We start from the raw sequence: 25,334 nt of genomic DNA, 5'->3' as shown, positions 1-25,334 counted from the left end.
TGATTTGCCAGAGAATAGGTCCCCAACGCCAGGGCCAGCGAGATCGTCAGCTCCACCGTGCTCTCGTCGACCCGCCGCTTCGCCTGATAGGCGACCCAACCGCCGGCGAAGCCGAGCGCCGCACCGCCGAACGCCTCCTTCAGAAAATCGAAGGCCACTTCGCCGGCGGTCAGATCCTGTTCGCTGCCGGTGGCGAGATGCAGCAGGGTCACGAACGCCACCACCCCGACGCCGTCGTTGAACAGGCTTTCGCCCGAGATCACCGAGCGGAGCGTGTCGGGAACCGGCAGCCGTTCCAGGATGCCGTGCACCGCCACCGGGTCGGTCGGCGCGATGGCTGCACCAAGCACCAGACACCAGATCAGCGGCACGCCGACGCCGACCAACCCGAAGATGACGTGCAGCCCGGCCCCCATCAGGGCGGTGAAGATCAGGACGCCAAGCGTCGCCAGCGCCAGCACCGTCCATTTCCGCTTCAGCAGGGCGCAGAGATCCTCGTTCACCGCAGCGGCATAGAGCAGCAGGCTGAGGATGCCGTCGAGCAGGATGTCCGGCAGGCTGATCCGGTCTATCAGGTGGCGCAGCCAGTTGCCGATGCCGAGCGATGCCGCCACGCTGTCGGCGCCGCTGACCAGCAGGGCCAGGACCAGCCCTTCGAGGAACAGCGCGATGGTGCTGGGCAGCTTCAACCATCGGTAATTGATGAAGCCGAAGGCGGCTGCCAGGGTCAGCAGGATCGCGGAGAGGTCGAACGGACCCAAGGGCTTTCTCCGATGCAACGTGATGGCTGGCGAGATGGCAGGCAACTGCCGCCCGGCCGAGTGAGAAACGCGCGCTTCGACACCCCGGATCAGGCAGCCGGATCGGGATCTCGCGTCTCGACATGGCCGGAACAGCACAAGAAACCGATGGAAGTTGCAATGATCTCGACAACATCGGCAGGTGGCTTGATGTCACGCCGGCATGACGAGGCAAGAAACCTACTCCCAAATGGCTAGAGGACCTGGATTGCCACTCCTCGGACGATTGAATATTCTCGCGCCATGATTCGGAACAAATCCCACATTTTTTGTCGGAGCATTCGGCATCGGCGTCTGGGACCGGCGCAGGTCGATGTGAATGGCATGTGGATGACCGTCTCCGTGGCCGTCTCCGGGGTGTCCGGCGCATGATGGCCGATCGGATCTGGGCGGATGCGGCCCGGCTTCGTCACGCCGGCAGCCGCGATATGGACGGCGCAGGCATCGGGAACCGGAGCATGCCGGGGGGCGCGCCGGACATCTTCACCGGCGGCGAGATGGGCGCGCGGATGCGGGCGATGGACTGGTCCGCCACCCCGCTCGGCCGGGCCGAGGACTGGCCGCAGTCGCTGCGCACCCTCGTCAACCTGATGCTGACCTCCTGCTTCCCGATGTTCGCGGTCTGGGGGCCGGAGCTGACCTTTCTCTACAACGACAGCTACCGCCCGATCCTGGGCGACAAGCCGGAGGCGCTGGGCCGCCCCTTCGCCGAGGTGTGGGCCGACATCTGGGAGGATCTGTCCCCGCTGGCGGTGCGGGCCCTGGCCGGCGAGGCGACCTACCACGAGGACCGGCTGCTGGTGATGGAACGCCACGGCTACCGGGAGGAGACCTATTTCACCTTCTCCTACAGCCCGGTCCGCGACGAGACCGACCGCGTCGCCGGCATGTTCTGCGCCTGCACCGAGAACACCGCCCGTGTACTCGCCGAACGGCGGCTGACCTTCCAGCTCGATCTGGCGGAAAGGCTGCGCGGGCTGAACGACCCGGTCGGCGTCACCGCCGCCGCCGCGGAGGCGATAGGCCGCCATCTGGGGGTGGCGCGGGCCGGCTACGGCCGCATCGATCCCACCGGTACCATGGTCCTGGTAGAGCGCGGCTGGAGCGACAGCGGGATGGCCAGCCTGTCCGGGGAGACCCGGCCGCTCGACAGCCTCGGCCCCGCGGTGATGGCCGAATTGCGGGCCGGATACACGCTGCGCGTCGACGATGTGACGACCGACCGGCGCACCTCCGGCAGCGGCCCGGCGGAGGACTTCGCCGCCATCGGGGTGCGGTCGCTTCTGGTGGTGCCGCTGCTGAAGGCCGGGCAGCTGACCGCCATCCTCTATCTGCACGAGGCCAAGCCGCGCCACTGGACCGAGGCCGACGCCGCCCTGGCGGAGGATGTGGCGGAGCGGACCTGGGCGGCGGTGGAGCGCGCACTGGCCGAAACGGCACTGCGCGCCGCCAACCAGGCGCTGATGCGCGAACGTGCCGCGGTGGAGGCCGCCAACGCCCGGCTGGCGGCGGAGGGGGAGCGGCTGCGCGCCCTGTTCCGGCAGGCGCCCGGCTTCATGTGCGTGCTGCGCGGGCCGACGCATATCTTCGAATTGGCGAACGACACCTACCTTCAGCTCGTCGGCAAGCGCGATGTGGTGGACCGCCCCGCGCGCGAGGTCCTGCCGGAGGTGGAGGGGCAAGGCTTCTTCGAGTTGCTCGACCGCGTCTACAGCTCCGGCGAGACCTTCGTCGGGCGGAACATGCCCATCCGCTTCCAGCGCCGTCCGGACGGACCGCTGGAGGAACGCTATCTCACCTTCGTCTACCAGCCGATCAAGGACGAGGCGGGACGGGTCACCGGCCTGTTCGTGGAGGGCAGCGACGTCACCGAGGCCCGCGTCGCCGAGGAGGTGGCCGAGCGCGAGCGCGTGCAGGTGGCGCTGCTGCAGACCCAGAAGACCGAGGCGCTGGGCCAGATGACCGGCGGCGTCGCCCACGACTTCAACAACCTGCTCCAGGCCCTGTCCGGCTGCCTGCACATGATCGAGAAGCGGGCGGAGGGGACGCGCATCCAGCCGCTGGTCGATGCCGGCCGGCAGGCGGTGGACCGCGGCGCCAAGCTGGTGCAGCAGCTGATGGCCTTCGCCCGCCGCCAGGCCCTGCGGCCGGAAACGGTCGATCTGCGCGACCGCGTGCTCGGCATGTCGGAACTGCTGAACCGGGCGCTGCGCGCCGACATCCGGCTGGAGATCGACTTCACCACCGGTTTGTGGCCGGTGGAGGTCGATGCGACGCAGCTGGAACTGGCCCTGCTGAACCTCGTGGTCAATGCGCGCGATGCGATGCCGGAGGGCGGGGTGCTGGCCATCCGTGCGGACAATGCGACGCTGGAGCCGGGAGATCCGCACGCGCCCGACGGGCTGTCCGGCGACTTCGTGCGGCTGACGGTCAGCGACACCGGCACCGGCATGCCGGCCGAGGTGAGGGCGCGCGCCTTCGATCCCTTCTTCACCACCAAGGAGATCGGCAAGGGCAGCGGGCTCGGCCTGTCGCAGGTCTACGGCTTCGCCCGCCATTGCGGCGGCACCGCCTGGATCGACAGCGAGGAGGGGCGCGGCACCACCATCGGGCTGCTGATCCGCCGTTCCGGCACCGCCCCGCAGGCAGAGACCGAGCCGGCGGCCGAGGCGGCCGGCGCCACCCGCAAAGGCGGCCATGTGCTGGTGGTGGAGGATGACCCGATCGTCGCCCTGACCGTCGCCACGGCGCTGGAGGATGCCGGCTTCACCATCACCCGCGCCGCCACCGCCGACGAAGCCCTGCCGCTGCTGGCGGCCGGCCGGTTCGACCTGCTGTTCAGCGACGTGGTGATGCCCGGCACCATGAGCGGCGTCGATCTGGCCCGCACGGTGCGGCGCCTCTACCCCGGCCTTCCGGTGGTGCTGGCGACCGGCTACAGCGAGGAGGTGGCCCGCGCCACCGGCGTGATGGTTCTGCCCAAGCCCTACCGCATCGAACATCTGGTCGGCGTGCTGGATACGGTGCTGGCCGAATCAGGCCGCCCGCGTCCCGGCTTCGGTTAAGACACCGGACCATTCGATGATTGAGCCAGATTAAAGACGTCTTGCCGGCCCGATGCTCTACTGTCGGGGTCAACCAGCAGGGTGATCGCAATTGGCAACCATGACCCTATGCAGGTGAAACCCGTCATTCCCGCGAAGGCGGGAATCCAGCCATACCAGCTGTTTTCCACAAGAGTTTCCTGGATCCCCGCCTTCGCGGGGATGACGAGAGCACCCTCATAGGGCCTTGGTTTCCAGATGTGATCGCCTTTGGTCAACCAGAGAGGCACTTCATGGCACCGCTGGCCGAATCAGGCTCCACCGCCCAAATGCCCGCCCAAATGCCGGCGGATACCCCGTGGCATGCGCTCGACGCCGCCGACGCCGCCGGCCGGCTCGGCAGCCCGGACGAGGGGCTGAGCGGCGCGGAGGCCGCGGCACGGCTGGAACGCTTCGGTCCCAACCGGCTGACCCCGCCCAAACGGCGACCGGCCTGGATGCGCTTCCTGGCACAGTTCCACAATCTGCTGATCTACGTCCTGCTCGCCTCCGGTGCGGTGGCGCTGCTGATGCGGCATTGGACGGACGCAGGCGTGATCTTCGGCGTCGTGCTGGTCAACGCGCTGATCGGCTATATCCAGGAGGGCAAGGCCGAACAGGCGCTGGAGGCGATCCGCAACATGCTGTCGCCCCAGGCGGTGGCGATGCGCGACGGCCATGCCGTGACCCTGGCAGCGGAAGAGCTGGTGCCGGGCGACCGGGTGTTCCTCGCCTCGGGCGACCGGGTGCCGGCCGATTTGCGGCTGGAGCGCACGAAGGGTCTGCTGGTGCAGGAGGCGGCGCTCACGGGCGAGTCCGTCCCCGCCGCCAAGGCTTCCCTCCCCGTTGCCGCCGATGCGGCTCTGGGCGACCGCCTGGGCATGGCCTATGCCGGCACGATGGTGGTTCAGGGCCAGGGCACCGGCATCGTGGTGGCGACCGGCGACGGCACGGAAATCGGGCGCATCGGCCATCTGCTGGCGTCGGTCGCGTCGGTGGAAACCCCGCTGCTGCTGCAGATGGCGCGGTTCGGCCGCTGGCTGACCGGCGGTATCCTGGTGCTGGCGGCGATCACCTTCGCCTTCGGCCGGCTGGTGCATGGCGAGCCGTGGCAGGACATGGTTCTGGCGGCGGTCGGGCTGGCGGTGGCGGCGATCCCGGAAGGGCTGCCGGCGGTGATGACCATCACGCTGGCGGTGGGCGTGACCCGGATGGCCAGGCGCAACGCCATCATCCGCCATCTGCCGGCGGTGGAGACGCTCGGCTCCGTCGGCACCATCTGCACCGACAAGACCGGCACCCTGACCCGCAACGAGTTGCTGGTGCAATGGGTGGTGACGGCCGACGGCACCTATCGCGTCGGCGGCAGCGGCTATGCGCCGGAGGGGGAGTTCAGCCGCGATGGGCGGCTCGCCGACCCGGCCCGCGAGCCGGTGCTGCTGGATCTGGCCCGCGCCGCCCTGCTGTGCAACGACGCCGACCTTCACCGCAATCCGGGCGGAGACTGGCTGCTGGCCGGCGATCCGACCGACGGCGCGCTGCTGGCGCTGGCGATGAAGACGGGGCTGGAGCCGGCCGATGAGCTGGGCCGATGCCCCCGCCGCGACGCCATTCCCTTCGAATCCGAACGCCAGTTCATGGCGACCCTGCATCACGACCATGCCGGCCACGGCATCCTGGTGGTGAAGGGCGCGCCGGAACGCGTGCTGGCGCTGTGCGAACGCGAGCGGCGGGCCGGCGGCAGCGTTCCGCTGGACCGGGAGCGTTGGTCCGCCCTGACCGCCGATCTGGCCGGCCAGGGGCAGCGGGTTCTGGCGCTGGCGATGCGCCGCACCTCCATCGACCTGTCGGAACTGATCGTCGACGATCTGGCGGACGAGGGGCTGGAACTGCTGGGGCTGTGCGGCCTGATCGACCCGCCGCGGGCGGAGGCCTTGGCAGCCGTCGCCGCCTGTCGTCAGGCCGGGATCGCGGTGAAGATGATCACCGGCGACCATGCCGCCACCGCCGCCGCCATCGGCCGGACCTTCGGCCTGCCGGACGGCGTCACCAGCGGGCCGGAGCTGGACCGCATGGACGAGGCCGGCTTTGCCGCCGCCGCCCGCGCCAACAGCGTCTTCGCCCGCACCACGCCGGAGCACAAGCTGCGCCTGATCGCGGCGCTCCAGGCGGACGGCGGGACAATCGCCATGACCGGCGACGGCGTCAACGACGCCCCGGCGCTGAAGCGCGCCGACGTCGGCGTCGCCATGGGCCGCAACGGCACCGAGGCGGCGAAGGAAGCGGCGGCGATGGTGCTGGCCGACGACAATTTCGCCTCCATCGTCCACGCGGTGGAGGAGGGGCGCACCGTCTACGACAATCTGCGCAAGACCATCCTGTTCATGCTGCCGACCAACGGCGCCCAGGCGGCGGTGATCCTGGCGGCGGTCCTGTCCGGCACCATCCTGCCGATCACGCCGGTGCAGATCCTGTGGGTCAACATGGTGACGGCGGTGACGCTGGGGCTGGCGCTGGCCTTCGAGGCGCCGGAACCCGGCGTCATGGCCCGCCCTCCCCGCCCGCGCGACGAGCCGATCCTGTCCGGCCTGCTGATCCGCCGGATGCTGGTGGCGCTGGTCCTGCTGGTGGCCGCCAGCTTCGGCTTCTTCTATGTCCAGCGGATGCAGGGCGGCGGGATCGAGGTGGCGCGGACCATGGCCGTCAACGCCCTGGTGGTGGGAGAGATCTTCTTCCTGCTGAACGCCCGCGGCCTGCACAGCCACGCCGGCCTGCTGGCCGGCATCGCCGGCAGCCGGCCCGTCTGGCTGTCCATCGCGCTGATGACCGTCCTGCAACTGGCCTTCACCTACGCCCCGCCGCTGCAATCCCTGTTCGGCACCGCCCCCATCGGCGCCGTCGCCTGGGCGGCCATGATCGCCGCCGGAGCCCTGCTGTTCCTGCTGGTGGAGCTGGAGAAACGGCTTTCGAGAGGATAAGACGCTCCGGATGCCCATAGCTCTGCGCATAGCTTCCCCCCTGCCGCCGAGGCCCGGCAAGGTTGCAGCTATGGAGATATACTAGTATCCCAAGGAGACGGCCGCCGTCAGTGCCGGCCCTCCCCTTCCGGACACCCCCTGCCCGATCATGACCCTGGCCTTCCACATGATGCCGCTCGTCGGCACGATCCTGCTCCTTGCCTCCCGCCGCGTCAGCCTGCTGACGGCCGGGCTGGCCGGCATGACGCTGGCGTTCGTGACGATGATCGTCGCGCAGGCTCCGCTCGCCGGGATGCCGGACATGTCCGTGCTGACCATGGCGGCGGTCAAGGCGGGCGAAGGGGCATGGCTGGCGTGGCATGCCATGTCGATCATCGCCGCCGGCCTGCTGTTCCACCGCGCTTACGAGGCCCGCGGCATCCAATCCGCCGCCGTCGCGCAGGAGAACCGCCGGCGCGCCGTCTTCGTCGCCTGCTTCCTGGTCGGTCCCTTCGCGGAGTCGGTAACGGGATTCGGCGTCGGTCTGGTCGTGGCCCTTGCCATGCTGCGCCACATGGGGCTGCCGCCGGTCCAGGCCGCCGCCCTCGGCCTGTTCAGTCAGGTGCTGGCGGCCTGGGGCGCGATGGGGGTCGGCACGCGGGTCGGGGCCGAGTTGATCGGCGTGACCTTCACCGAGCTCGGGACGGCCAGCGCCCTGCTGATGGCGGTCGTGCTGCCCTGCCTGCTGCCGGTGTTCTGGGGGCTGATCCACGGCTGCGGCCTGCGCTCCACCCTGCGCGACCGGACGGCCGATGTGGCCCTCCTGCTCTGTCTGGCCGGACTGATCTGGCTGACCAACCGCTTCGTCGCGCCGGAACTGGGCGGCGGGCTGGCGACGGGCGTCCTTCTGGTGCTGGTGGAGGGGCCGCGCCTGCTGCGCAGCGACGACGGGCCGCGAATGGCGATGGCGGGGCTGATGGAGCGGCTTTGGCCCTATGTGCTGCTGATCGCCGCGCTGATGGCGACGCGGCTGCTGCCGCCGCTGTCGGACTGGACAGGCCGCTGGCTGGTGCTCGACCCGTTCGGCGGGCTGGCCCCGCTGGCCCTGCTGCGCCATCCCGCGACATGGCTGGTGGTGATCGCCGCCATCCTGCTGGCCGGACTGCCGGCCGCCAAGGCGGGCGAGGTGGTCCGCGGAGCCCTGCGCGCAGCGCTGGTGCCGATGGCCGCCACGCTGGTCTTCGTCGAATTTGCCGCCTTCATGGCCGCTTCCGGCGGTGCGGCGATGTTCGGGCAGGCATGGCGCGAGGTCGCCGGACGCTTCGCCGTGCTGGCGACCCCGGTCTTCGGCGGTGCCGCCGGCATGCTGACCGGCTCCAACACCGCGTCCAACGCCCTGATGATGCACATCCAGCTGAGCCTTGCCGCCGAAAGCGGCCTGCCACCCATGCTGACCGCGGCGATCCAGACCGTTTCGGGGAGCATCTGCACCATGCTGACCCCCGGCCGCATCGTGCTCGCCGCCGGCCTCGTCGGGCTGCAACAGGCGGAAGGCGCTATTTACCGCCGTGCCCTGCCGATCGGGCTGGCGACGATCCTGTCGCTGCTGGTCGTCGTCGTCCTGGTGGCCGGGGCCAAGGCCTGGGGCCTGGCATAGCGGACGGCGAAGCTCGCATGGTCATGACAGTTGAACGCCCCCCGGTCACGTTTCGGGGGGCGGCGTTTTTCTCATCCAGCCCCTCTTGCGGCCGCCGTGCCAGTCCCCATCTGGGTGTTCCGGGCCGGTCCCGCGGCAGTCACCCGTGCCGGACCAGCCTGCGGAATGATCGGAAAAATCGGTCCAGAACCCTTGTTTTAAGCGGCTAAATCCTCATTTAAAGCAGTGTCGGCGGTGACGCCGAGCTTGCCCAAAAATCCTGGCCCGCAACCCTGGTCGGATACCCCGTGTCGACCCCCACCCCTGGGGCTCCACGGCAACTTTGGTGATTTCCTTGATCTGAGTTCTCCAGTTCGGCGTCCCCCAACTCGGGCATGCCGACGCTTTCCTCTCCGGCCTGATGAAGAGCAGGCTGCCAGACTCCCCCGGGCCCCCCTCCCCCGGGATCGGGCGCCGCCGGCCGGGCCGGAGAGGGCCTCTCCTATCTGCATCCTGTGGCGATGCACGCACTCCGGCAGCGTCGAATGCCGGATTTTCGCAGCCTGCCCGCGCATCCGGCGCCGGGCCGACGAAGGAACCCTATGGGTACGAATCCGAATACCGACACGAATACCATCGAAACCCCGCGGTCCAGCCTGGGCCGTGCCCTTGTCCTCCACCCGGTCCTTCGCGGGACCGAGACCGACCGCAGCCCCGAGGCCTCGCTTGAAGAGGCGGTGGGACTGGCGGCGGCCATCGAGCTTGAGGTGGCGCAGGCCGCCGTCGTCAAGGTCAACCAGCCGCGCCCGGCCACCCTGCTGGGCGGCGGTGCCATCGAGCAGTATGCCAAGCTGCTGGACGACGCGCGGGAGGCGGGCGAGGACATCGACCTCGTCATCGTCGACCATGCGCTGACCCCGGTGCAGCAACGCAATCTGGAAAAGGCGTTCGGGACCAAGGTGATCGACCGCACCGGCCTGATCCTGGAGATCTTCGGTGCCCGCGCCCGCACCCATGAAGGCCAGCTTCAGGTCGAACTGGCATCGCTGACCTACCAGAAGTCCCGGCTCGTGCGGTCCTGGACCCACCTCGAGCGCCAGCGCGGCGGCTTCGGCTTCCTCGGCGGCCCTGGTGAATCGCAGCTTGAGATCGACCGCCGCCTGATCGGCAACCGCATCGTCAAGATCAAGCGGGAACTGGACGACGTCCGCCGCACCCGCGGCCTGCACCGCAAGGCGCGGGCCAAGGTGCCCTACCCGGTGGTGGCGCTGGTCGGCTACACCAACGCCGGCAAATCCACCCTGTTCAACCGGATGGCCGGTGCCGACGTGTTCGCCAAGAACCTGCTGTTCGCGACGCTCGACCCGACCATGCGTCAGGTGGTGCTGCCGTCGGGCCGCAAGGTGATCCTGTCCGACACGGTCGGTTTCATCTCCGACCTGCCGACCCATCTGGTCGCGGCCTTCCGCGCCACGCTGGAGGAGGTGCAGTCGGCCGATATCATCCTGCATGTCCGAGACATCGCCCATCCCGATACCGAGGCCCAGAAGGCCGACGTGGAGGCGATCCTGACCGACCTCGGCATCGATCCGGAGCGCGATCCCCGCGTGGTCGAGGTTTCCAACAAGATCGACCTGCTGGACGGGGCCGAGTTGGACGCCGTGCTCGCCCGCGCCGGACGGTCCGGCAACACCTGCGCCGTTTCGGCGGCGACGGGGGACCGGCTGGACACGCTGTTCCGCATCCTCGACGACCGGATGACCGCCGGCCGCGAGTTGGTGGAACTGGATGTGGAGCATGGCGACGGGGCGACCCTGGCTTGGCTCTACGCCCATGGCGAGGTGATCGGCCGCCGCGACGACGACAGCCACGCCCATCTGCAGGTGGCGATCGAGCCGGCGGTTCTGGCCCGCATCGCTCCCCTCGCCCAGGCGCGCGCCGCCGCCTGACCGGGCATCTGTCAGAAAGTGAGCCGGTGGGACGTGAGACGTCCCACATCGTCACGGAACACCGAAAGCGAAACGGGCCATGTGGGACGTCCCACATGGCCCGTTTCGTTTGTCAGGGAAAGCTTCTCACTCGGCCGGGGTGGCCACCATCGGAACCTCCAGGGCACGGGCCTGGAACAGCTCCCGCCACTTCTTCAGGGCGGCGATCAGGATCACGAAGCCCAGCGTCAGCATGATGATGGAGATGCCGGCGTTGAAGGGGTTGTAGCCCTTGGCGGCCTTGTTCAGATAGACGTTGGCGATCATCCAGTAGCCGGCGACGTTCACCGTGACGAACAGGTAGGCCAGCGGGACCAGGCAGGTCAGCATGTAGATCCGCTTCTGGGCCAGCCGCAGGATGATGGTGGCGCCGATGATCAGGCCGACCGAGGCCATCAGCTGGTTCGACACGCCGAACAGGGCCCAGACCGAGTTGATGTCGCCCGAGGTCAGCAGATAGCCCCAGGCCACGCAGGCGATGACGCTGGCGATGATCGAACCGGGGACCCAGTCCAGCCGCTTCATCGGGGCATAGACGTCGCCCAGCAGGTCCTGGATCAGGTAACGGGCGACGCGGGTGCCGCTGTCCACGGCGGTCAGGATGAACACCGCCTCGAACATCACGACGAACTGGAAGAAGTAGGAGGCGAGGCTGTTGAACCACGGCACGCGGGTGAAGATCTCGGTCATGCCGACCGCCAGCGTCACCGCACCGCCTGTGCGGCCGTAGAGGTCGAGGCCGATTTCCTGGCTCAGCCGCGGCAGGTCGACGACGGTCATGCCCAGGGCCTTGAAGGCGGCCGGCGAGGAGTTGATGGCGAAGTAATCGGCCGGATGCAGCGCGGTCGCGGCGATCAGCGCCATGACGCCGACCAGGCATTCCGCCAGCATGCCGCCGAAGGCCACCGGACGGATGTCGCTCCACTTGTCGATCAGCTTGGGCGTGGTGCCCGACCCGATGAAGGCATGGAAGCCGGAGATGGCGCCGCAGGCGATGGTGATGGAGATGAAGGGCCAGACCGGGCCGTTCAGCACCGGGCCGCCGCCATGGATGAAGTCGGTCAGGGCGGGGAAGCGGATCTCCGGATTGATGAAGACGACGCCGACGACCAGCGCGCCGAACACGCCGACCTTCATGAAGCTGGACAGATAGCCGCGCGGGGTCAGCAGCAGCCACACCGGCAGGGCGGTGGCGAAGAAGGCATAGATGGGCAGGATGATGGCGACGGTCTCGGCATGCAGCGTCAGCCACTCGCCCAGCAGCGTGCCCTGGATGTACGGGCCGGCGAAGACCGAGGCGGCGATGGCGGCGATGCCGACCTGGGTCGCGCCTTTGGACGAGCCGGTGACCTTCTCATACAGGCCCAGCGCGATGGCGATCGGGATCGTCATGAACACCGCGAAGGCGCCCCAGGCGTTGCGTTCCAGCGCATGGACGACGACCATCGACAGGCCGGCCATGGTGATGGTGATGATGAACAGCATCGCCAGACCGGTGCACCAGCCGGCCACCGGGCCGAGCTCGGCCTTGGCCACCTCCGACAGCGACTGGCCCTTGTGCTTCATCGAGGCGAACAGCACGACCGTGTCGTGCACCGCGCCGCCGATGACGCAGCCGATCAGCAGCCACAGGAAGCTCGGCAGATAGCCGAACTGGGCGGCCAGCACCGGACCGACCAGCGGGCCGGCGGCGGCGATGGCGGCGAAATGCTGGCCGGCATTCACCCACTTCTTGGTGGGCACATAATTCTTGCCGTCGGCAAGGATGTGGGACGGGGTGACTTCGGAATCGTCGGCACGAAGAACCTTGCGCACGAAGAACACGCCATAGAAGCGGTAGCAGAGCGTAAGGATGCAGAGTGTCGCGATCACAAAGGTTAGAGCGTGATCCATGACGGCTCTCCTGAAAAGGACGTGCCATCGGTCTACGCCGCCGCCTCGAACCCGTGGGGTGGAATGCCGCGAGCGGCAGTCAGGACGTGCCGAGCGGCAGCCGGCAGGGGGCGAGCGGCGCCGCTCAAATCGCCATGGCGCCGCTCGGCGCCAGGATGCCGCCGTTCGCCGGGAATCGGCTCCTTGCCGGTTGGAACAGCGCTAGTGTGGGACGTCCCACAGTGCCGGACAGCATCCCGGAGACCCAGCCATGTCCACCCAATCCGCCCCCTGCCCCACGCCGCTGCGCAAGGCGCTGGCCAACCTGCGCCGGCTGTTCAACGACGATTCCTATGAACGCTACCGCGAGGCTCAGGCCCGCTTCGCCCCGGACGAGCCGCCGCTCGACCGCCAGGCTTTCAAGGCGCGGCAGATCCTGATGACGCTGGGACGGGGTTGCTGCGGCCGATAGGAGGAGGATGCGACCTGCTGCCCTTGCGCTCCGAATAGGCGCGGGTCAGCTCCGCCCCGAACAGGAAGATGACGGCCGAATAATAGACCCACAGCAGGATCAGCACGAAGGATCCGGCCGCGCCATAGATCGTCACCACCCCGCTGGTGGCGATGTAGAAGCCGATCAGGAACTTGCCCACCGCGAACAGGAAGGCGTTGACCGCGGCCCCCAGCCACACATCGGTCCAGCGGATGCGCGTGTCCGGCAGGATCCGGTAGATCATCGCGAACAGCCCGGTCAGCACCGTCCAGGAGACCGCCATGTCGAACAGCCACAACAGCGACGGCATGGCCGGTACATAACCGGCGGCCCATCCGGTGGCCCACCCGGTAGCCCAGGTGCCGACCGCCGCCAGGGCGGCGCTGACCACCAGCGAGACGATCAGCAGGAACCCGATCGCCCCGATCAGCGCCAGCGCCTTCAGCCGTACCCGCACCAGCCATGTGATGGTCGATTCCTCCGGTGCCGCCACCCGCCAGATGCGGTTCAGCGCGGTCTGCAGCTCGACGAAGACGGTGGTGGCGCCGACGATGATGGTGCCGATGCCGACGATGCTCGCGACCAAGCCGGTTTCCCGTGCGCCGGCCCGCGCGATCAGGTCCTGCAGGGTCTGGCCGGCCTCCCGCCCGACCAGGGCCGACAGCTGCTCGACCAGCGCGCCTCGTGCCGCCTCGTCGCCGAAGATCAGCCCGGCCAGCGCGATCACCAGGATCGCCAGCGGTGCCAGCGAGAAGATGGTGTAGAAGGCGATGGACGCGGCCATGCTCATCGCATCGTCGTTGATCCAGCCATAGGCCGCGTCGACGACAATCGCCCACCACCGCCGCAGATACTCCATCACCGCCCCCCAAATCCCGCCTCACCGGTCAGGTAACACCGGCGGCGGCATTTCGGTCACGCACGGCCCGAACGGGAACGGGCCGCCCGTCGCCGGGCGGCCCGCTTTCAAGTCAGGTGGTCCGAACGGACGGGCCGATCAGCCCAGCAGCCCGATGTCGTCGTACGGGATGTGGTCGAAGCCCTGCCCATAGACCGGCGAGCTCGACGACAGGCTGAAGTCGTCCGCACCCGGATTGACGAAGCCCGGGTTCAGCGTGACGGAGCCCTTGTCGTACCCCGCGGCCTGCCACTCCGCCAGATCGCCCTTGCCGCCGCCGGCCATCACCTGCGGCCAGACGTCGAAGAGATCCTTGGACGCGTCGAGGTTGCTGTAGAAGTTGTCGTGGATGTTGCCGACGCCGGCCGGGCCGAAGATGTGGACGGCCATGCCCTCGCTGACGTCGACGACGTTGCCGGCGATGTCGTTGCCGCTCATCGCCTTGCCCTTCCAGCCGCCCCAGGCGACATCCTGCTGCAGGCCGATCTGGGCGCCGCTGTTGCCGGCGATGACGTTCTCGGTGACCGTATTGTCCCATCCGCCATGCAGGAACACGCCGCCGATGTTGTCATGGACGACGTTGCCCTTCACCGTGGCGCCGCTGGTCCAGTCGTCGAGATAGATGCCCCAGCTCGCGACGCTGCCCGACGGGTTGGTCGCCGTGGTGCCCGACACGTCGTTGTTGACGATGGTATGATCGCTCAGGTCCTGCTGTCGGTTGATCAGGTAGATGCCGCCGCCGTCGTTCGAGTCCAGGTTGGCGTCGATCACCTTGTTGAAGGCGATGGTCGCCCGATAGGTCGCGTCGCTGCCGTCCGTCTGGACCGAGCCGACGGCGATGGCCTTCTCCGGCGAATCCTCGATCCGGTTGTGGGTGATCTTGACGTCGGAGCTGCCGTTGACCCAGATGCCGGCGTCGCCGCGGTCGGCGGCGTTCGGGTGCCGGATCAGGTTGTCGGACACCACCGTGGCGTCGGAACCGGCCTTGACGAAAATCGCCTCGGCGCCGGTGCGGTCGAACTGGTTGCCGACGACCTTGCTGTCGGCGCTGTTCTGCACCGTGATGCCATAGCCGCCGCCCGACACCGTGTTGTTGGCGAAGGTCAGGCCGGCTGCGTTGTCGGCGAAGACGTAATGGCCGTTGGCGACGCCATCGGCGAAGGTCAGGCCTTCGATGGTCACGTCCTTGGCGCCGCCGAGCCCGAACGAGACGGACGCCTGCGCACTGCCGTGGATCACCGCCTTCTCGTCGCCGTAGCCGGTGAAGGTCACGCCGGAATCCTGGCCGTCCAGCCAGATCGCGTTCTTCGGGTGATATTCGCCGCCGCGGACATAGGTGGTGTCGATATCGCTCGACCGCATCGCAGCCTGCGCCTTCTCCAGCGAGGCGAAGGGACCGTCGGTGCCGTCGGCATTGGGGGCGGCGAGCTTGCCCGACCAGCTGTCGTTGCCGTTCTTGGCGACGTAGAAGCCGGGGCCGCTCGGCTTCGACACGCTGGGCGTGGGCTCGGTCGGAGTCGGCTGGGCAGGGGCGGGTTGAACGGGCGCCGGCTCCACCGGCGCAGGCTGGTTGGGCGCGGCCACCTCGTCACCGGTCGAGAAGTAGCTCTTGCCGGCATTCACGACCAGCGCGCCGTTCCACCACAGGTCGTCCTGTCCGCCGACAACGTCGCGGCCATCCAGCGCGCCCTTGTCGTAGGTCACGATGTCGTCGGTCGGCAGGACCGATTTGCCGTTGATCGAGATCTCGTTGACGATCAGGTTGCGGTCCGTGCCGTTCACATATCCGTCATTGTCGTACTGGACCTGCACCTTGTGGGCCTGGTCCTCTGCGAGATCCGTCTTGAAGACGAAGTCCTTGGCCGTGGCACCCGTGGTGCCATCACCGATCTTCTTGCCGTCGACCAGCAGGGTGAAGTGCGCGTCGGCAGCACCTTCGGCGGTCACGATGATGGTCGAATTCCCAGACGTCGTGGCCATTGATCCGTATCCTTAGCGGTTGCGATGCGGCGCCACGATGGTCGGACGGCTGGGGCAATAGTGAGGCATCTTTCCGGGATTCATCGAATAGGTGGTAAATTCCGTTACAATCCTGGGATCAATGCAAACGCTTGCCGAAGGTTCAATGAACCTATGAGAGAGATATTCCTGCAGAAGTATAGCGCATTACCACTTCTGGCTTCTTTGGTGTTGTTGATCATGAAGCTCGCAAACTGAACCGAATCCGCTGCGATGCTTTCCGGTTATGCCGCATCGCCGCAGCCAACGTCTTTTCACCGTCCGACCGCTCCCGTCGTCGGCAATGGCGCCGGTCGCGGGAGGGATCGCATCGACACCGCAGCGGAGCATCTCCGCACAAGCCCATGCATTAAGTTAAGTGACTTAAGTTCCTTGGCCGCATTCTTCTTCCACCCGCAGAGATGATGTCGATCGCGGCCAAGAACCAAAGCCAGCTCACCTTCCGCGATGCGACATCTCTGCACATCGACACTTCGACAGGGACAGCAACAATCGCAAGCAGCATCGGGCGAGCGGGCGTTTCCCTTTGTCCGTTGAGTGTTGCATGACATTCTGTCCAATCACGGTGGCAGCGTGTCGACGATTTGCCGCCCGGGACACGACCAGAATGCGAGGCGTGGGGGAGAAATGCTGAACCGAATCATCAGGGCGGGCACGGTGGCCATGGCGATGGCCGCTGCGCTGCTGTTCCAGCCGGCGGCCGCCACGGCCGCGGACAAGCCGCTCGTCATCGCCGCCGGCCCCGAGCTGGGTGTCTATTTCCCGGTCGCGGCGGCCCTCAGATTGACGGTCATCGACGCCAAGACAATGGCGGCGGATCGGCTGTCGATCACCGCATCCGCGGGCTCCGTCGCCAACATCGACGGGCTGCGCAAGGGGCGCTACGACCTCGCCATCGTGCAGGAGGATATTGCCGAGGACGCCTTCCGCGGCGCCGGCCCGTTCGCTGCGGTGGGAGGATGGGACGGCCTGCGCTCGGTCATGCGGTTCCACAAGGAAGCCCTGGTGCTGGTCGCCCGGCGCGACGCCAAGATTACCAGGATCGCCGACCTGAAAGGCAAGCGCGTGGCCGCCGGTCCGGAAGGGTCGGGCTCCCGCCCGGCGGTGGACCGGATTCTGGCGAGCCTCGGCGCCGGCGACACCGTCAAGCGGACGGAGACCGGCATCGACAACGGCATCCGCGCGCTCTGCCGGGGGGAGGTCGATGCGGCCTTCCTCGTCATCGGCCAGCCGAGTGCGTTGCTGATCGACGTGTTGGCGCGCTGCAAGTCCCGTCTCGTCCCGATCGACGGCCCCGTCGCCACGGCGATCAGCCAGTCGATGCCGGCCTTCCAGCCGATGACCATTCCCGGCCGGCTCTATCCGTCGCAGCCCAAGGATGTGAAGACACTGGGCGTCGATTCGGTGCTCGTGGCGCGCGCCGATGTCGATGACGACACGGTAGCCGCCGTGGTCGCCGCCATCCGCGGGGACCTCTGGCTGTTCCGCAACCTGCACCCGGTCCTCTCCCCGATCACCGACGAGGATCTGCGCCCGGATACCGGCGGGCTTCCGCTGCACAGCGGGGCGGCGCGCGCCTTCCGGCAGGCAGTCACCGTTTTCTGAACCGGCCGCAAGACAAATAGGAAAAGGCCCCTCCCGGTCGGGGAGGGGCCTTCATTTTTCCCGGCACCGCGGACCGACGGCGCGTCAGGTGATGCTGCGCAACTCCTCCGAGCGGGTGGAGCGCGAGGCGGCATAGTGGTCCTTGGCCAGCAGGGTGTAGACCGCCGGCAGGACGAACAGCGTGAACAGCGTGCCGATCAGCATGCCGGCCACGATGACGAGGCCGATGGAGAAGCGGCTGGCGGCACCGGCACCCGCCGCGGTCAGCAGCGGCAGCAGGCCGACCACCATCGCCGCGGTGGTCATCAGGATCGGGCGCAGGCGGACGCGGGCCGCATGCTCGATGGCGGTGCGGCGGTCCACGCCCTCGTTCAGCTGCATCTCGCGGGCGAACTCCACCAGCAGGATGCCGTGCTTGGAAATCAGGCCGATCAGCGTCACCAGACCCACCTGGGTGTAGATGTTCATGGTGGCGAGACCGAAGAACAGCGGCAGCAGCGCGCCGCAGATCGACATCGGCACCGACACCAGGATCACCAGCGGGTCGCGCAGCGATTCGAACTGCGCCGCCAGCACCAGATAGATCACGATCAGCGCGAAGGCGAAGGTGACCATCAGCTGGTTGCCTTCCGTCACGAACTGGCGCGATTCCGACAGGTAGGCGTGGTTGAAGCCGGCCGGCAGGTGGATGCGCGCCTGCTCCTCCAGGAAGTCGACGACCTGACCCATGGAGACGCCCGGCATCGGCACGGCGGAGAAGGTGGCCGACGGCAGCTGGTTGTACTTGTTCAGCGCGTTGGGCTCCACCGCCGTCTCCACCGACACCACGGTCGACAGCGGGATCTGGGCGCCCGACCCGGAGGTGACATAGTAGTTGGTCAGCGATTCCGGCGTCAGGCGGTCGGCCCGCGGCACCTGCGGGATGACCTCGTAGGAGCGGCCGTTCAGGTTGAAGCGGTTGACGTAGTTGCCGCCGACCAGCACCGACAGCGTGCTCGACACCGACTGCATGGTCAGGCCGAGGTCGGCCGCCTTGGCGCGGTCGATCTTCAGCCGGACGACCGGGCTGTCATATTGCAGGTCGCTGTCGGTGATGATGAACATGCCGCTCTTGGTGGCGGCGTCCTTGATCCGCTCGATGGCGTCGTAGATGGTCCGGTAATCGCCGGGGCTGGAGATCACCATCTGCACCGGCAGGCCGCCGGTGGACCCGGGCAGGGCAGGGGGCGACACCAGGAACACGTTGATGCCCGTCACCTTGCTCAGCTCCGCCTGGGCCAGCGGCTGCAGCTCCGAAGCCGACCGCTTGCGCTCGTCCCATGGCTTCAGGATCATGCCGGCGAAGCCCTGGTTGAGGGTGGGCACACCGGTCAGGACGAAGCGGGTGTCGGTCTCGGGGAAGCTGGCGAAGGTCTCGTCGATCTGCTTCCCGAAGCTGTCGATATAGTCGAGGTTGGCGTATTGCGGCGCCTTGGAGATGCCGAACAGGATGCCCTGGTCCTCTTCCGGCGCCAGTTCCGCCATGGTGTTGGCGAACAGGTAGCCGACGCTGGCCAGGATGCCGACGGCGAACAGCAGCGTGGCCGCCCGGTAGTCCAGCGTGCCGTGCAGCCGGCGTTCGTACCAGTCCGCCAGCTTTTCGAACTGGCGGTCGAGGAAGGCGGCGAAACCGCCCTGGTTTCCGCCTTCCTTGAGGATGACCGAGCACATCATCGGCGACAGCGTCAGCGCCACGACGCCGGACACGATCACCGACGCGGCGAGCGTGAAGGCGAACTCGCGGAACAGCGCGCCGGTCAGGCCGCCCAGCAGGCCGATGGGCGCATAGACCGCCGCCAGCGTGATGGTCATCGAGATGACAGGCCCGATGATTTCGCGGGCGCCGATCAGCGATGCGGCGACCGCCGATTTTCCGTGCTCGATATGCCGGTGGATGTTCTCCACCACGACGATGGCGTCGTCCACCACGAGGCCGATGGCAAGCACCATCGCCAGCAGCGTCAGCAGGTTCAGCGAGAAGCCCAGCGCCAGCATGAAGGTGGCGGCACCGACGATGGACAGCGGGATGGTGACGATCGGGATCAGCACCGACCGGAAGGATCCGAGGAACAGGAAGATGACGACGATGACGATGGCGACCGCCTCGATCAGCGTCTTCACCACCTCGTCGATGGAAGCCTGGATGAAGCGGGTGCTGTCATAGACGATTTCCATCTTCATGCCCGGCGGCAGGTTGCGCCGCAGGTCCGGCTCCATCTTGCGGATGTCCGCGACGATGTTCAGCGGGTTGCCGGTCGGGGTGCTGTCGACGCCGATGAAGATCGCCTGCTGCCCGTTCATCGCCACGCTGGCGTCGAAGCTCTTGGAGCTGAGTTCGACCGTGGCGATGTCGCGCATGCGCACCAGCGCCCCGTCCTTGGCCTTCACCACCATGTCGCGGAACTGCTCGACGTCGGTCAGCCCGGTGTTGGCGGTGATGTTGGAGATGACGAAGACGCCCTTGGTCTGGCCGGGCGCCGACTGGTAGTTGTTGGCGGCGATCGCCGCCGAGACGTCGGCTGGCGAGATGTTGCGCGCCGCCATCTTGACCGGATCCAGCCACAGCCGCATGGCGAAGGTCTGGCCGCCCAGGATCTGGGCGCGCGCCACGCCTTCCACCGTGGACAGCACCGGCTGCACCACGCGGGTCAGATAGTCGGAGATCGCGGCACCCGACAGGTCGGGACTGGAGAAGCCCATATAGAGGATGGAGGTCGTCTCGCCGGTCGATTTCAGGATGATCGGGTCGTTGGCCTCGCGCGGGAGCTGGTATTTGACCTGGTTGACCTTCGCCATGACGTCGGTCATCGCGACGTTGGGGTCGAAGTTCAGCCGGACGTAAGCGGTGACGACGCTCTGCCCCTGGGTGGAGGAGGAGGTCAGGTAATCGAGCCCCTCCGCCGTCGCCACCGCCTGTTCGATCGGCGTGGCGATGAAGCCCTGCATCAATTCGGGCGAGGCGCCGGGATAGCTGGTGGTCACGGTGATGACCGTGTTCTGCAGCTGCGGATACTGCCGGATCGGCAGTTCCAGCATCGCGCGGGCCCCGACCAGCAGGATCAGCAGGCTGACCACGACGGACAGGATTGGCCGGCGGATGAAGATGTCGGTGAAATTGCCCATGGCGTCGGCCTCAGTTCTGCGGCAGGGACTGCGGCGGGGTCAGCGGGTTGTTCTCGGCCGGGACGACGGCGGCGCCGTTGGCGAGCTTCATCTGGCCGGACACCACGACGCGGTCGCCGGGGTTGATGCCGCTGCGGATCTCCACCCGGTTGGCGAGCCGGTCCCCGGTCTTCACCGACTTGCGCTCCACCACCAGCTGCTCCTTGCCGTCCGGGGTCTTCCCCTGGACGGCCACCAAGACGGAATCGCCATAGACGGTGTAGTCCACCGCGGTTTCCGGCACGGTCACGGTGTTGGGCTGCGGCGGCAGCACGACGCGGACATTGGCGAACATGCCAGGCCGCAGCAGGCGCTCGCGGTTGTCCATGGTCGCCTGCACCTTCACCGCGCGGGTGTCGGCACTGACCTGCGGCTCGATGGTGGTGATCTTCGCGCCGAAATCGCGGCCGGGCAGGGCGTCGACATTGATCAGCACCTCCTGACCGACGGACAGCTTGGGAAATGCCTGCTCCGGCAGGGTGAAGTTGATATAGAGCTGGGACAGGTCGGTCAGTGTGACGATGGTGGCGCCGGGATTGACGTAATCGCCGACATTCACCTGCCGGATGCCGAGGTCGCCGTCGAACGGCGCCTTGATCAGCTTCTGGCCGATCAGGGCGCTCGTGCGCTTCATGTTGGCGTTGATCTCGTCGAGCTGCGCCTGATACTGGTCGACGTTGCTCTGGGGCGTGGCCTGGCTGCGGCGCAGGTCGCGGTAACGTTCCAGGTTCAGCTCCGCCAGTCGCGCCTGGGCGCGCTGGGCCAGCAGGTCGGCCTGCTCGGTGGCGTCGTTCAGCTGCACCAGCGGGTCGCCGGCCTTGACGCGGGCGCCCGATTCGAAGGGGATGCGCTCCACCCGGCCCGCGACCTCGGGTGCCACCGTCACCTGACGCGCCGCCTGCAGCGTGCCGATGGCGGACAGGTATTTCGGCACGGTCTCTGCACCGTCGCCTCCGCAAGGGCCACCGGGGTGGGTGGCGGCTTGTTGTTGGCGAAGAAGTCGGCGATGGCCTTGGCGCGGAAGGTGTTGAAGCCGTACAGCGCCGCCCCCAGCAGCCCCAGCACCACCAGCATGATGATGATGCGCACGGTCAGCCGCCCGCGGGTGACGGGCTTGCGCGGCGGGCGGGGCGGGGACGGCGGCGTGCCGTGGCCCGGCTCCGACGCCGGATGCCCGAACGACGTCTCGGTCTTTGGCGAATGCTCCAGGGTCACGATCGGCTACTCCGCTCTCTCGGGTGTGGATTCGTCATCTCTTGGTCCGCCTTCCGGCGGCGATGGCGGCACGAAGGCCAGATGGCCGCTGCGCTCCTGGGCGGCAATGGCCTCGTCGCGCAGGCCGAGCCCACGCAGGATGAACCATGCGGTCCGCCGCGCAAGCTCGGGACGGCCGCAGCTGTAGGGAACCACCGTTCCGCCGGACAGGCAGACGGTCGCCATCATCTCGCACAGATGCTCGGCAAGCCAGAGCCCGCTCTCCGCATCGATCGGGCCGGGCACCAGATCGCCGTCGGCGATGGCGGCATCGATGGAGGCGGTGAAGCAGGGCAGGAACCGGCTGCGGATTCCCTCATAGACCTGCCGCATGAACTCGCCGTCGTCCAGCAGGCTGATGATCGACAGGCGCTGGCGGGCCCGCTCGTTCGGATCGGCCGGGACCTGCATCACGAAATAGCCGACCAGCCCCTGGATCATCTGCGCCAGCGTCGCGGTGCCCGGCGGCAGCGCGATCAGCCGCTCATATTCCGGGTCGCCGTCGACGCAGCTGAGGAATATCGCCTCGTAGAGCGAGGCCTTGGACGGGAAATGCTTGAAGATCAGGCCCTCGGACACACCGGCGGCCTGCGCGATCTCCTTCGTGGTGGTCGCGGCGAAGCCCTTGCGCGCGAAAAGCGGCAAGGCGGCGTCGACGATGGCCCGCCGCCGGGCACGGCTGTCCAGGCGTGGAGCCATGGGGCTGCTGTCTTTCGAAAACCGGGCATATTAGGAAAGTGAGCGCACACTCACCTCGTTCGGGCGGTTTGTACACCGGCCCGACGCGCTTGTCCATCGGCTGCGCGCGGTTGCGCTCAGGCCGATTGGGTTTGGACCAGAGCGATCACCTTAGGTCCCAAAGCCCTTCTCCCCTTGCGGGAGAAGGGTTGGGATGAGGGGTACGGAGGCCGTAGATCGTTGGAAATATTAGACTTGCGCCCCTCACCCCAACCCCTCTCCCGCACGGGGAGAGGGGCTTCATCCAACGAACGAACGCCCATGAGTCGAGTCCGCAGCCTCACCCCATGCCCAGCCGTTCCTTCAGCGGCCCCAGGAAGCGCCGGCTGACCGGCACGGTGTGCCCGCCGGTGGTCCGGATCTCCGCCAGACCACCGTCGACGAAATGGATCTCCCGGATGCGTTCCGGATTGACCAGGAACTGGCAGTGGCAGCGAAACAGCTGGCTCTTTTCCTGGATGGTGTGGAGCGTCAATTCGGTGAAGCGCTCCTGCCCGTCCTCCCCCACCACATAGACGCCGGCCGGGCGCGAGACGACATACTCGACGTCCGCCAGCTTCATCAGGGTGATGCGGTTGACCCCGGTGCAGGGGATGTGGCGCAGCTCGGCCGCCCCCGGCAGCACGCCGACCTCCTGCGGGGCATGCTGCCGGCGCAGCCGCTGCAGGGTCTTCGCCAGCCGCGCCGGGTCGGCCGGTTTCAGCAGGTAATCGAAGGCATGTTCCTCGAAGGCCTTGACCGCATACTCGTCATGGGCGGTCAGGAAGACGATCCGCGGCATGCGGTCGGGGTCGAGCATGCTCAGCATCTCCAGCCCGCTGACCCGCGGCATCTGGATGTCGAGGAACACGACGTCGGGCGACTGCCGGTTGATGGCGCCGATCGCCTCGATGGCGTTGGCGCATTCGCCGACGACGCGGATATCGGCGGCCTCCTCCAGCATCCGGCGCAGTTCCTCCCGCGCCAGCGGCTCGTCGTCGACGATCAGGATGTTCATCATGGGCAGACCATCAAGGAGAAGACCATCGAGGAGAGGATCATCATGCCGGAACGGGTTCTTCGGCCGGCAGCGGCAGGCGCAGGGTGACGCGGGTCAAGACATCGGGGTCGCAGGCGATGGAGACGCCATACGCCTCACCGTAGCGGTTGCGGATGCGGCGGTCGACGATGGTCATGCCCAGCCCGTCGCCGCCCGGCTTGGCCTCGTAAAGCCCGGCATTGTCCTCCACCGACAACAGCAGGTCGCCGCCCTCCCGCTTCGCCGCGATGCGGACATGGCCGTCGCCCAGCAGCTGCGCCGTGCCGTGCTTGATCGCATTCTCCACCATCGGCTGCAGCGAGAAGGCGGGCATCGCCGCATGGCGCAAATCGTCCGGCACGTCGATCTCCACCGTCAGCCGGCCGCTGAAGCGCGCCAGCTCGATCTGCAGATAGGCGCTGACATGCTCGACCTCGTCGGCCAGCGTCGCCGTTTCGCTGGGGCGCTTCAGGTTCTTGCGGAAGAAGGTGGACAGGTTCTGCACCAGCTGGCGCGCCCGCTCCGGATCGTTGCGGATGACCGCTGAGATGGTGTTCAGCGCATTGAACAGGAAATGCGGGTTCACCTGGGCGTGCAGCAGCTTGATCTCCGACTGCGCCAGCAGGGCCTTCTGCTGCTCGTAGCGGCCGGCCAGGATCTGGTTGGACAGCAGCCGGGCGACACCCTCGCCCAGCGTGCGGTTGATGGTGGAGAAGATCTTGGTCTTCGGCTCGTACAGTTTGATGGTGCCGATCACCCCGCCATCCTCGCCGACCAGCGGGATCACCAACGCCGCCCCCAGCCGGCAGGTCGGGCTGATCGAGCAGCGATAGGCCACCTCGTTGCCGTCCGCATAGATCACCTGATTGTTGGCGATGGCCTGATGGGTCTGGCGCGAGCTGATCGGCGTGCCGGGCAGATGGTGGTCGTCGCCGATGCCGATGAAGGCCAGCAGCTTCTCCCGGTCGGTGATGGCGACGGCGCCGACGCCGGTCTCCTCATAGATGATGCGAGCGACGCGGGTGCTGTTCTCGCTGTTGAAGCCGCCGCGCAGCACGCCGTCGCAGCGCGCGGCGATCTTCAGCGCCTTGGCGGAGAAGGCGCTGGACTGCTTCTCGTCCAGGACGCGGCGCTCCAGCAGGATGCGCATGAACAGCGCCGCCCCCAGCGTGTTGGCGACGATCATCGGCGCCGCCACCACCTCGACCAGATGCACCGCCGCCTCGAACGGCCGGGCCACCGCCAGGATGATCAGCATCTGCACCACCTCCGCCACGAAGGTGACGGCGCCGACGCGCAACGGGTTGAACAGCGGCTCGATCCGGCCATGGCGCACCATGTGGCGGTGGACCAGCCCGCCGATCAGCCCTTCCGCCATGGTGGAGATCGCGCAGGCCAGCGCCGACATGCCGCCCAGCGAATAACGGTGCATGCCCCCGGTCAGCCCGACGGCCAGCCCCACCGACGGCCCGCCGAAGATGCCGCCCAGCACCGCGCCGATGGCACGGGTGTTGGCGATGCTGTCGTCGATGTGCAGGCCGAAATAGGTGCCCATGATGCAGAAGATCGAGAAGATCACATAGCAGGCCAGCTTGTGCGGCCAGCGCACCGTCACATGGGTCAGCGGCAGGAACAGCGGCGTCCGGCTCAGCAGATAGGCGATCACCAGATAGACGCACATCTGCTGAAGCAGGGAGAGGATCAGGGTGAAGGGTTCGACAGGCATGGCGGCATTCCCGGCAGCCGCCGCGGACATCGGGCGCTGCTCGGCC

General features: G+C 67.7%; 14 protein-coding genes and 1 pseudogene (1 of these 15 cut by a window edge). 6 read left to right on the top strand and 9 right to left on the bottom strand.

What is annotated here, in order from left to right; all coding sequences use genetic code 11:
• Positions 1-761, bottom strand: partial view of a cation:proton antiporter gene (locus AZOLI_RS29065; RefSeq protein WP_014250244.1) — the 5' portion only. It extends 517 nt beyond the left edge of the window; only the first 761 of its 1,278 coding nucleotides appear in the window; the start codon lies at positions 759-761; the stop codon falls past the left edge of the window.
• Positions 762-1,258: 497 nt separating this feature from the next.
• On the opposite strand from AZOLI_RS29065, the gene AZOLI_RS33735 reads away from it, so the two are divergent.
• The 4 genes from AZOLI_RS33735 to hflX all read left to right on the top strand — a co-directional run bounded on the left by AZOLI_RS33735 (position 1,259) and on the right by hflX (position 10,425).
• Positions 1,259-3,865, top strand: a complete 2,607-nt coding sequence (locus AZOLI_RS33735) for a GAF domain-containing hybrid sensor histidine kinase/response regulator (RefSeq protein ID WP_275451555.1) — start codon at positions 1,259-1,261, stop codon at positions 3,863-3,865.
• Positions 3,866-4,137: 272 nt separating this feature from the next.
• Positions 4,138-6,861 (top strand): HAD-IC family P-type ATPase, encoded by a 2,724-nt coding sequence (locus tag AZOLI_RS29055; protein ID WP_014250242.1) that lies wholly within the window; start codon positions 4,138-4,140, stop codon positions 6,859-6,861.
• Positions 6,862-7,009: 148 nt separating this feature from the next.
• A complete protein-coding gene (locus AZOLI_RS29050) occupies positions 7,010-8,497 on the top strand; it encodes an L-lactate permease (protein ID WP_014250241.1) in 1,488 nt (495 codons plus the stop codon).
• Positions 8,498-9,078: 581 nt separating this feature from the next.
• Positions 9,079-10,425, top strand: a complete 1,347-nt coding sequence (hflX, locus tag AZOLI_RS29045) for a GTPase HflX (RefSeq protein ID WP_014250240.1) — start codon at positions 9,079-9,081, stop codon at positions 10,423-10,425.
• A 126-nt stretch (positions 10,426-10,551) separates the two neighbouring features.
• On the opposite strand, the gene AZOLI_RS29040 is transcribed toward hflX, so the two are convergent.
• Positions 10,552-12,357 (bottom strand): carbon starvation CstA family protein, encoded by a 1,806-nt coding sequence (locus AZOLI_RS29040; protein ID WP_014250239.1) that lies wholly within the window; start codon positions 12,355-12,357, stop codon positions 10,552-10,554.
• A gap of 250 nt (positions 12,358-12,607) precedes the next feature.
• On the opposite strand from AZOLI_RS29040, the gene AZOLI_RS29035 reads away from it, so the two are divergent.
• A complete protein-coding gene (locus AZOLI_RS29035) occupies positions 12,608-12,808 on the top strand; it encodes a hypothetical protein (RefSeq protein ID WP_014250238.1) in 201 nt (66 codons plus the stop codon).
• Here the strand turns inward: AZOLI_RS29035 and AZOLI_RS29030 are convergent.
• Both AZOLI_RS29030 and AZOLI_RS29025 read right to left on the bottom strand, forming a co-directional pair.
• Positions 12,756-13,688 carry a YihY/virulence factor BrkB family protein gene (locus AZOLI_RS29030; RefSeq protein WP_014250237.1) on the bottom strand — a complete coding sequence of 311 codons (933 nt, stop codon included), beginning with the start codon at positions 13,686-13,688 and terminating at the stop codon, positions 12,756-12,758. The two genes, AZOLI_RS29035 and AZOLI_RS29030, sit on opposite strands and share 53 nt — an antisense overlap.
• Before the next feature lie 138 nt (positions 13,689-13,826).
• Complete coding sequence (locus tag AZOLI_RS29025) at positions 13,827-15,707, bottom strand: right-handed parallel beta-helix repeat-containing protein (RefSeq protein ID WP_014250236.1); 1,881 nt, start codon at positions 15,705-15,707, stop codon at positions 13,827-13,829.
• A gap of 666 nt (positions 15,708-16,373) precedes the next feature.
• Between AZOLI_RS29025 and AZOLI_RS29020 the strand changes: the two genes are divergently transcribed.
• A complete protein-coding gene (locus tag AZOLI_RS29020; RefSeq protein ID WP_014250235.1) occupies positions 16,374-17,351 on the top strand; it encodes a TAXI family TRAP transporter solute-binding subunit in 978 nt (325 codons plus the stop codon).
• Positions 17,352-17,435: 84 nt separating this feature from the next.
• Here the strand turns inward: AZOLI_RS29020 and AZOLI_RS29015 are convergent, their stop codons facing one another.
• The 5 genes and pseudogenes from AZOLI_RS29015 to AZOLI_RS28995 form a co-directional block, all read right to left on the bottom strand.
• The gene (locus AZOLI_RS29015; protein ID WP_014250234.1) at positions 17,436-20,513 is read right to left on the bottom strand and encodes a multidrug efflux RND transporter permease subunit; all 3,078 of its coding nucleotides are present in this window, start codon (positions 20,511-20,513) and stop codon (positions 17,436-17,438) included.
• Positions 20,514-20,523: 10 nt separating this feature from the next.
• A pseudogene (locus tag AZOLI_RS29010) lies at positions 20,524-21,647 on the bottom strand (efflux RND transporter periplasmic adaptor subunit).
• Between the two features lie 126 nt (positions 21,648-21,773).
• Positions 21,774-22,505, bottom strand: a complete 732-nt coding sequence (locus AZOLI_RS29005; RefSeq protein WP_014250231.1) for a TetR/AcrR family transcriptional regulator — start codon at positions 22,503-22,505, stop codon at positions 21,774-21,776.
• Between the two features lie 319 nt (positions 22,506-22,824).
• Entirely contained in the window at positions 22,825-23,544 is a 720-nt protein-coding gene (gene btsR, locus AZOLI_RS29000) for a two-component system response regulator BtsR (RefSeq protein WP_014250229.1), read from the bottom strand.
• A 40-nt stretch (positions 23,545-23,584) separates the two neighbouring features.
• Positions 23,585-25,288 carry a sensor histidine kinase gene (locus AZOLI_RS28995; RefSeq protein ID WP_044553667.1) on the bottom strand — a complete coding sequence of 568 codons (1,704 nt, stop codon included), beginning with the start codon at positions 25,286-25,288 and terminating at the stop codon, positions 23,585-23,587.
• Between the last annotated feature and the right edge of the window lie 46 nt (positions 25,289-25,334).

Origin of the sequence: Azospirillum lipoferum 4B (assembly GCF_000283655.1) — a bacterium.
Taxonomy (GTDB): domain Bacteria; phylum Pseudomonadota; class Alphaproteobacteria; order Azospirillales; family Azospirillaceae; genus Azospirillum; species Azospirillum lipoferum_C.
Note: the sequence above shows the minus strand (reverse complement) of the source record. Positions and strands in the feature narration are given on the sequence as shown.